Here is a 9,840-nt window from a genome sequence, read left to right on the forward strand (position 1 = left end):
AACTACGAGTGTATCTGCAAAGATCATCGCGGTTCAAAGCCTGTCGGTAACACCGGCCAGCGTGAGCCTACTGGTGGGTGCAACCCAGCAGCTAACCGTAACGGCCACCTACAGCGATGGCACGACGAAGGACGTGACGAGCCAGGCAACGTATCAGGCGGTTGATCCTAATATCGCTACAGTCAATGCAAGTGGCCTGCTAACAGGTATCGCTCCAGGAAACACGACAATCAATATCGCATACGCCGGTCGAACTACGAGTGTATCTGCAAAGATCATCGCGGTTCAAAGCCTGTCGGTAACACCGGCCAGCGTGAGCCTATTAGTGGGCGCAACCCAGCAGCTAACAGTTACTGCGACATTTAGTGATGGAACAACCCAAAATGCGACGAGCCTAGCTACTTACCTTGAAGCTAACAAAAGCATTGTAACTGTTAATGCGAATGGATTGATAACCGGATCTAGCTCAGGAATTACCACGATAACGATAAGTTACTTTGGCAAGAGCACCAGTGCCTCCGTTCAGGTGAGAGCAGCCGAATATGTCACGTTTGAAGAATCCACGGTACAAACCAGATCCAAAACAATCACGATCCCGAATCTAAAAAGCATAATCAGTGTTTCCGTTAATACAGGAAATGTGACTTATTCAGTTAGCGGTAACAATGTGACAATCAATGTTTCGAACGGGGCATATACCAGATACACTACAAGCTCATATACGCCAAGTAAAACGGTAACAACATCTGTAACAAGAAGTGATACCAATTTCCCCAGTACCATTTCTTACAATGATGGCACCTATTCCGGGACATTAAGTAAAAGTGGAAGCTACACAAGTCAGCTTATTAGTGGTAGCCCGGCTGCCAGTAAAACTGTCACAGATACAAGATCCGGCTATGGGGAAAGTTATAATAGCTGCGAAAATGCACAGTATATTGCAAGAAATAGCCTCCCATCATCGATTAGCTACAGTGATGCGCAAGGTTTTTCTGGCACGTTAAGCAAAGTTAGTACAACAAATGGCCCTTGCACGGTTCATGGGAGCCATTCTGCCGATGATCATTGGTGGTCTGCAACAGCAACAGCAAACTACTCTGGAACTGTAAGAAAACCTGACACACGGGTTTACCAGTACACACAAAGTTATTCTGGAACGGTATATGGCGCGCCAGTAACATACTATACTTACTATTACGCTTACTCAGTAAGGATCGAGTACCTTGCAGACACCGCTTCCATCGCATCGGCCGTTTTGAATGATCAGGGGTTAGCGACAAGTGTAGCCGATTCGAATTCAAACTCAAACGATAATACTGTTGTATATCATGTTTTGAGGGGTGAGGTTGGAAATAGGACAGTCAGAAAAAACATAGAGCTAGATAATTCGATTGTCTCAATCCCTCAACAGCACCTGTTTGGTGAAAACCACACTTTCAATATTACAAGAGACGGTGATTAAGAATCACATAGGAAGGATATATTGTCTTGCTCAAGCTCAAGTTGAAGTGTAAGACCAACGATCCGCGATCTTGGTACCATTTCTAACAACATTAACTCCCCCCTTTCTCAAAAAGGGGGGAACCCTATTCCAATGCTTTGGAGGCATTATGAAAGCAAGAAGATCAAAACAGTTCGTAACTCTATTGCTCACAAGCATGCTGTTGAACCCACTCTGTCCGATCGCAGCATTCGGAGAAGAGTTCCCACCCGCCAGCATCGAACAAACCGGAGACAATATTTCATCAACCGCCGAATCGGTGCTGGAGGAAATGGAAGAGAATCAGCTACAGGAAGAGATGTCGCAAACATCAAACGATATCAACCCGACCGAATACTCCGACGACGATATCCGCTCCCTAAGCTGGGACGAGCTGTCTCCAGACACAGCCGTTCAAATCCACGATTCCTTCGACCGGACGACACTCAAGCTCGCGGCCTACTTCTACGCAGACCTTCTCCAACTCCTTACACCCGATGAAAAAGTGGAAGTATACGGCTACACGGATGCCCAAGCGATCAGCATCTTCGACCAGCTTGGCACCGACCAGCGAAACCTCTTGCACACCTACACACCCCAAGTCGAAGATCAATGCCGCTGGATCAAAGAATACCAGGAATCCACCGGTCTGCAGGACGATTCAATCCCGATCCAATATACCGAAAAACAGCAGGAGTTCCTATTCAAACGTTCCAAAACCGAACAACCTGTCGATGAATTCTACCATGCCGCCAATATTGTGGAAAATGATGTGATTCTAGAAGGCAAGCATGGTCTTGATCTGGTGCTGCAAAGACGCTATTCTTCGCTGTCCAGCAGACTGAATACACCCGGATGGAACGAAGACGAAAAACAAAACGTCGCCGGTCGGATTAACACGGAATTTGCCGTTGGTTGGGAATTTTCCGTTCCCACCATGGAAAAAGTTACCTCGGAACAGTATGTAACGGTCAAGGATGTACAGCTCGATCCCAATTCCCAGAAATATTACGCGGCCAAAAGAGAAGATCCAAGATATTACATACAATTGGATGACGGCACATCGCTGGAATACTTTGGCGGATTCGTCAATTATCCCTACCGTGACGCATGGTTCAGGGATGATGGCTCCACCAAGACCTTGTACATTCATAATTATAAATATGAGTTCATGGATAACGATAACCTGATCGTGAAGTCCAATATTTATGGCGATAAAATCACGTATTGGGTATATGGTGACGGTTCCCCCGCCTGGATAGAGGACAGCGTGGGGCGGTATATCACCTTCGAATATGGAAGCTCAACAGTCGACCTGTATGTTTATCAGGATAAAAGCAAGTCAAAATTACTGAAGCATTTAAAATACCTCAGATCGGGTAAACAACTGCTTTCGGTTCAGGAAATACCTGTTAAAAATGGATCGGAAGGGACACCCGTGACGATTGCACAATATGCCTACTTAGTCCGTGAAGCTTACTTCAATCTGAACAAAGAGTACACCATTGATAAGACGGTAACGGATCAAAACCTGCTGGAATCAAGTCGATATATCGCAACGGATAAAAGCACCAGAAAGAAGCTGCCTTATCTATTAATCCAGAATGTCACATACCCATTGCAGGGACTGACGATTTCCTATCAATACAAACAAAATAATCTTTCTGCCGATAATCCGTTGACAGATGGGCTTGCTCGGCTTTATCAGGACAGATACGCCATCACGTATATCGGATATCATCCGGTTGAATCCGTTGCGTTCAAGTATGATGCGAATACTCCCTCGGGGAGCAAAACCTACATTTACGAAAAAAAATACGGGAACAGCAACTTCCGCGAGATTTGGAAAGCGCAGAAACGGCAGATACCTCGTCTTGCCAACGTTGCGGGGAGACAAGGTGACATCATAACGTACACGGAACTGCCCACGCCCACATCGAGGTATACTTTGAACAAAACGTTTCAGGTGAATCAGGACGGCCAACATGTGCTCAAACTTGTTCAGACAACAGGGGAAGGCACGGAAACCAGCTTTCCGGGCACCAGATACCCGTTAAGCTACAATCCAACCACCTATGTCAGTTATGCCTATGCGGGAAGAGACCTGAAACCAACCTACATGTATGAATTTTTGGAACCAAGCGGCGTAAGCAACACAAGCGTGTACACGGATTACCTGAAAAATCCGGAGATTGACAAGCGATCGAAGTATGCCGCGATATTGAACGATTACGCTCTGGAAACCTATTATGAGTATGATGACTACGGCCATCTCATCAAACAGATAGACCCGAACGGCAACAGAACCTCTTGGCAGTATCAATCCATCACGAAAGATTTTCCTACTTACTCGCAATTGGTGTTCATGAAAAAGTTATCGTCGGATAACGACCTGGATCCATATTACCATGAGGAGAATTATACTTACGAAAACTATCTGCTGAAAACCGAGATCATCAAAGACAATTATCCCGTCAATGAAACGGCCTATACGGGTCAACCCGTCAGAATCGAAAGAAACTATGAATACACGAACAAAATGGTGTATTCCATTAGTGAGAAACTGGGATCTTCCACGCGCACCCAGACTTTTACCTACGACAACCTGTATGGGATTCTCCCTACCTCCATCACCGTTTATGGTGTGGATTTGGGGAACGGTACCACCACGCTGAAAGTGGAAGCTACCTTTGATGAAAAATCGCAGTTGATCAGCCGAACGTATCCGGATGGCAGCAAGGTTGTGTATGATTACGACGGTCTGGGAAGAGAGGAAAATGAAACCTTTACGAACCAAGGCTCCTCCCGCACCATCCGTTACACCTACAAAGATAACGGCCAGCGAATCGTGGAGAAGACACTGCCGGATTCCACCAAACTGATTACCTACTATACACCATACGGGGACATTGTTTATCAGGAGCAAGTCGGCACAAACGGCAGCTCTCGCCCCCTGGTATACAACGAATACGATCAGGGCGGACGGCTCCTGTACAGCACGGTTCCTTTTGGCAAGCAGGCCAACCAAACCACCTATGAGTACTACTGGGATGGCTCTGTGAAGAAGGAATATACGCCGCTGGGCACCACCACCCACATCAGAGCGAATGCCTACAGAGACGGAAGCAAGTATCTTCCCCGTGAGGCCGAGCAAGTAGTTTCCCCGAACGGGTACGTGGTTACCACCTACAAGGATATTTTTGGAAATATGGACAGCACGGAAGAGAGGATGGGCAGTGGCGGCAAGCTAAGAACCACTACGTACCAAACGGATCGCTTCGGTAAGGTCACCAGGAAAGAGATCACCGATGGTAGCAAGTCGAGGGTTTGGATATCCCGGTACGATCATCAGGGCAACCTCGTGTTTCTCCGTGATCCCGAACAGAACCAGTACGAGTACCAATATGATGCACTCGGGAATCTCACCAAGGTGATCGAGAATGGTGCCGAAACCGCCTCCTATACCTATAACCTGCTGTCGTGGAAGCTGTCCGAAAAAAATCCGGAAACGGCGGGAAGCCCCGAAAAATTTACCTATGATGTCAACGGTACGGTTAAGACCTTCCAGGACAAAAACGGGGTAGTATTTACCTATAACTACACGCCCTTCTATGAAATGACCAAGGTAACGGCAGGGAATTTTTACGAGGAACACCGTTTTGATCCTGCTTCGGGACTGTTGAAGAGTGAGCACAACTCCTACGGGAATTCGATCAGCTATGAATACGATCCGTTCCGAAGAGAGAACCAGTTCACCATGATGGGCAGAACATACCAGTTGATATATTCGGATAACGACGATCTCATCGATGGACTGGTCTATCCTTCCGGCACAGCGGCCAATGACAGCTCGCTTTCTTCCCTGAAGGTTACCTATGACTATGACAGCGCAAACCGACTGAGCGCCGTGACGATCCCAGGTGTGGGGACAACGAGCTATCAGTACCAGATGGATAGTACCGGTGAAACCGACTCCGTCACCTACCCGAACAAGTCTGCCGTCACCATGAGGCAAAAGATCGACCCATTCGGCGAAATCACGGAAGTGCTGCACGATGACAATTGGTCGGAGAGCAACAGCTACGATGGATTTGGGAATATCATCAACCGGAAACGAATGGGCACTGACTATGGGGCGTTTGTCTATGACAAGCTGGACCGGATCAAGGAAGAGACGATCCAGGGGAAAAAGAGGTACTATGCCTATGATGGCCGGGGCAATCGGCAGTATTACGCGTATGGAACCGGCAATGTAGCCCGCAGTTATGAACTGAAGTATGATGTGCGGAATCGGCTGACGGAATTCAAAGACAGCAGCGGAACAACCACGTATAAGTACTATCCCAACGGCCTGCGTGCCAGCAAGGAAGTAAGCGGCAATGCCGGTGCGACGACCAAGTACGTGTACTACAACGGCAATGTGATTGAAGAAATCACTTACGATGGGAAGGTAAAAGCGCGGAACGTCTGGGGAAACAAGCTGATCTGGCGAAAGGATTACGTTTCCAATAAAGACGGATACTATTACTACAACACCCACGGGGATGTCATCAGCATCAAAGATGCTGGCGGCAATGTGATCAACAGCTACGACTATGACATCTGGGGCAATCTGCTTGCAGACAAAGTCAAGGAGACGATGTCCAATCCGTTCACCTATGCGGGGGAGATGTACGACAAGGAAAGCGGATTCTATTATTTACGAGCCCGTTACTATGATCCGGGTATTGGCCGGTTTATCTCGGAGGATACGTATAAAGGGCAAGTGGATAATCCGCTCAGTTTGAACCGATATACGTATGTAGCTAATAATCCATTGAGATATAAGGACCCAACAGGTCACGAGATGGAAGGTGATGATAAGTACTATAACGGTGTTAAGGATAAGATTAAGCCTTGGGGAGACTTGTGGAACCAAGCCGAAAAAATTAAACAAAGCCTTCCAAGAGTGAATAAAGATACAGCCGAAAAACTTGCTTTATTAACAGAATTACAAAATTACTTCCATGCACAAGCAGATGCTATTCGAGCGGAATATGATGCCTATCTATTGAATGGTGGGATGGTAGGTGAAGCTGAAAGAAGGATGCAGCATACCATGGACTTAAGTGTTAATGGTGCAGCTGAAATCCTATCAGCTATCCCAACTATGGGTCTTTCAATTGAAATAAGGGCTGTTGGTCGTTCTGTGACGCTATTTAGAGCTGTTAGTGAAGGAGAGTATAACCAGTTAATGGCCACAGGTAGATTTGATGCAGGTGTGAATGGCTTAGGTTTTAAATTTTTCGCCACAAGTGCTGAAGATGCTTATACATGGGGAACAAAAATGAGTGGTGCAGGTAATTTTAAAATTATACAAGCAACTTTCTCCGCTGATGATATTGGGAAATTTATGCATTGGGAAAGGCTTGACAGGATTGGACCAGCATATGGTTTAGAAGTGGATGAGCTTAATAAACTTATATATTCAATAAAAGGGGTGAACTATCCATAATGACTATTGTAAGAGCTAAAATTTGTTGGCTAAATTTAAAACCGATTGGGAGAGAACTACCACCTAAAACTCCTTGGCATTGGCCTGCTAAATTTGATGATGCCGAAGAAGATTGGACTATTTTGGCGGTAAGTCAAGAAGAACCAGATGAATCGTTGTGTATTGTGACCTCCATCAAATTTTATTTTGAAGATGCACCAAAACATTTGCTAAGACAAGGAAGTAAGTTCAAGCTAATGAGCGGGACAAATGGTGACATTTTGGCTGAAGGTACGATTCTCTAGACTTTATTAAGAACCCCAAACGAGTAATCAATGCTCGTCTGGGGTTTCTTTATTTTTTGCAGGAAAAAGGATGAGTGACGGTTAATATCGGAGGATACGTATTAAGGGCAAGTGGATAATCCGCTGAGTTTGAATCGGTATACGTATGGGTTTAATAATCCATTGCGATTTATTGACCCAAGCGGACATTGGAGCAAGGATGTTACTGCGAACTGGTCTATTAACGAAGCAAAACAGAAGTGGGCAGAAGCTACAACACTTTGGGAGAAAAATTACTGGTCATCTTATGCAGAGAGTATACGGACACAACTAAGACAAGCAGGTTATTCTGAAAGTGACATCATGCAGTCTACTGATGCTATGCTTTCTCATGAAGAAGTTATGAGGCAAGCAAGAGAAGCACACCCATTTGCAGCATTTGTATCTGATTTGTTTGGGGCGGCAATGGACTATCCTGGTGAAGCGGCTGTAGTTGGAAGCCTTAGCTTTTTCAGTTCGAGACTTGGCAAAGGTTTTGAAGAAGGCTTAAATTTCACTGTTACTACTGCTAAACGCATGGAGACAGCAGGAAGGTTCGTTCCAGTTCAAATATTGCAAGCAGTAATCAAATACGGCAAGGAAGCCCCTGACCCACAGGGAACGAGTGCCAAAATGTATTATGATGTAATGTACAAGACAGTTGAAAGGAAAATATGGGATGCGGAAGAAAAAATGTATAGGATTTATTATGAGACCAAAGCATACAATATCGAAGTGCTATATGATAAAGCAACAAATACGGTATTACACTTTGTATACTCAGATAAACCAATAGGAAGATGAAGTGTGGGGGTACAGATGGAAGAGCGGAGTCCTAAACAAAGATTATATTGGCTCATTGATTTACTACGAAATGGAAAAATTGATATATCATCATTTTGTAACGAGTTCCATATTACTTATGACCATGATTCTGACATAAACGAATTTTCAGCGGTTGAAATTCAATGCTTTGGTGAACTGGCGAGACTATCTGCTAGATTCTCAGAATTTGAGGATGACTTAAAGAAATATCCCAATGTATATACCAGTGAGGAGGAGATTCGAGATAAGATTTCTGAGGTAATTCATGTATTGGGTATTTAAAAAATACTGTATATTGGTATAAAACAATTGATTCCCCGAACGAGTAAAATGTAACTCGTCTGGGGTTTCTTTTTGTCCTTGTAGCCGCCGGTTGGAAGAGGGGGTAGTTGAGTCCATATAATTGTGTAAAAACGGAGTCTCTTTAAAATAAGAGAGCCATTTCAAAAACCCTCGGTTAGAATGAAGTTGTCCAGACAACATTCCAGGAGAGGGGATTTTGAAAATGGACTTTCCCTAATTTACTTGACACGAAGTTAAGACCAATCTGTTATGAATGTTGTTTTTCATATTCCACTGGGCTCATATAACCCAATGCGGAATGCATTCTTTTCGTATTATAAAACATTTCGATGTACTCGAAGACTGCATTTCGTGCTTCCTTTTCATTGGTGAACTTTCTTGTTTCCGGCATCAGTTCGCGTTTTAACGTTTTGTAAAAGCTCTCCATCACGGCATTGTCATATGGATCTCCCAAGCGGGGTCTGTCAATGATTTTGTGTAAACTCCAATAGCCGTTAGGCTCAGCGGAGATGTGGTTGAACTCGCTCCGGAAACTGAACGGACAGTTGTAACAGAATTTGGCCCCAGTTCTGAACTCTCCCCGTCCACTTTCGTAACACATCCATGGTTGCCAGGTAGAGCATTTTGAGCAGGGCTTCGTCTGTAGGGAAAATGGCTTTTCCTTTGGTGACCTTTCTGAGTTGGCGATGGTAGCTCTCAATGACATTGGTTGTGTAGATCAGTTTGCGAATTTCGGGTGAGTACTTGAAGAAGGTGGAGATTTCCGCCCAGTTCGTACGCCAGGAACGGACAATAAGGGGGTACTTTTGTCCCCACGTCTGCTCGAATTGATTCAGTTCTTCCAAGGCGGCCTCTTCCGTGGCCGCTTTATAAATCGGCTGCAGGGCCGACGTGATCTTCTTGATGTCTTTGTAGGAAACGTATTTGATCGAGTTGCGAATCTGGTGGATGATGCACTTCTGGATTTCCGTGATGGGATAGCAAGCGGAAATGGCCTCGGAGAAGCCGCGAAGATTGTCCACACAGGTAATGAGGATGTCTTGCACACCCCGGTTTTTCAACTCGTTTAAGACATGAAGCCAGAACTTTGCCGATTCATTTTCCCCAATCCAGATGCCAAGTACATCTTTGTGGCCTTCCAAGTCAATGCCAATGGCCATGTAGGCGGCCTTGTTTACGATGGCACCGTCTTGTTTCACCTTGAAGTGAATAGCATCCAGGAACACGACCGCATATACCGCCTGCAAGGGACGGTTTTGCCATTCTTTGATCAGCGGGACGATCTTGTTGGTCACGTTGGAGATGAGGGTAGGAGAAACCTCGATGCCGTAGAGCTGCTGCAGGTGATCCTGAATGTCGCGGGTAGAAACACCCTTGGCATACATGGCAATGATTTGGTCTTCGATACCCGTCACGTTCGTTTGGTTCTTTTTGAC

Annotated in this window: 5 protein-coding genes and 2 pseudogenes; 5 read left to right on the forward strand and 2 right to left on the reverse strand. The window is 45.4% G+C overall.

The annotated features are described in order from the left end of the window. The 5 genes and pseudogenes from G3578_RS18470 to G3578_RS18490 form a co-directional block, all read left to right on the forward strand. A partial coding sequence (locus G3578_RS18470; protein ID WP_206529841.1) for an Ig-like domain-containing protein occupies window positions 1-1,462 on the forward strand: 1,462 nt, incomplete at its 5' end. A gap of 148 nt (window positions 1,463-1,610) precedes the next feature. Next, window positions 1,611-6,974, forward strand: a complete 5,364-nt coding sequence (locus G3578_RS18475; RefSeq protein ID WP_165214676.1) for an RHS repeat domain-containing protein — start codon at window positions 1,611-1,613, stop codon at window positions 6,972-6,974. Further along, window positions 6,974-7,258 (forward strand): hypothetical protein, encoded by a 285-nt coding sequence (locus G3578_RS18480; RefSeq protein WP_165214678.1) that lies wholly within the window; start codon window positions 6,974-6,976, stop codon window positions 7,256-7,258. The genes G3578_RS18475 and G3578_RS18480 overlap by 1 nt, the downstream gene beginning before the upstream one ends. A gap of 78 nt (window positions 7,259-7,336) precedes the next feature. Continuing rightward, window positions 7,337-8,080 (forward strand): annotated as a pseudogene (locus tag G3578_RS18485) (RHS repeat-associated core domain-containing protein); the annotation flags it as partial. A gap of 3 nt (window positions 8,081-8,083) precedes the next feature. Further along, window positions 8,084-8,383, forward strand: a complete 300-nt coding sequence (locus G3578_RS18490) for a magnesium and cobalt transport protein CorA (RefSeq protein ID WP_165214682.1) — start codon at window positions 8,084-8,086, stop codon at window positions 8,381-8,383. Between the two features lie 268 nt (window positions 8,384-8,651). On the opposite strand, the pseudogene G3578_RS18495 reads toward G3578_RS18490, so the two are convergent. Together G3578_RS18495 and G3578_RS18500 are read right to left on the reverse strand one after the other, a co-directional pair. After that, window positions 8,652-8,861 (reverse strand): annotated as a pseudogene (locus G3578_RS18495) (IS3 family transposase); the annotation flags it as partial. A 43-nt stretch (window positions 8,862-8,904) separates the two neighbouring features. After that, a partial coding sequence (locus G3578_RS18500) for an IS256 family transposase (protein WP_165214686.1) occupies window positions 8,905-9,840 on the reverse strand: 936 nt, incomplete at its 5' end.

Origin of the sequence: Brevibacillus sp. SYP-B805 (assembly GCF_011059135.1) — a bacterium.
In the GTDB taxonomy this organism is placed as follows: Bacteria; Bacillota; Bacilli; order Brevibacillales; family Brevibacillaceae; genus Brevibacillus_F.

Bases quoted from the DNA above. Each gene is read 5' to 3' on its own strand.
- G3578_RS18475 (WP_165214676.1), top strand. From the start codon at position 1,611: ATGAAAGCAAGAAGATCAAAACAGTTCGTAACTCTATTGCTCACAAGC.
- G3578_RS18480 (WP_165214678.1), top strand. From the start codon at position 6,974: ATGACTATTGTAAGAGCTAAAATTTGTTGGCTAAATTTAAAACCGATT.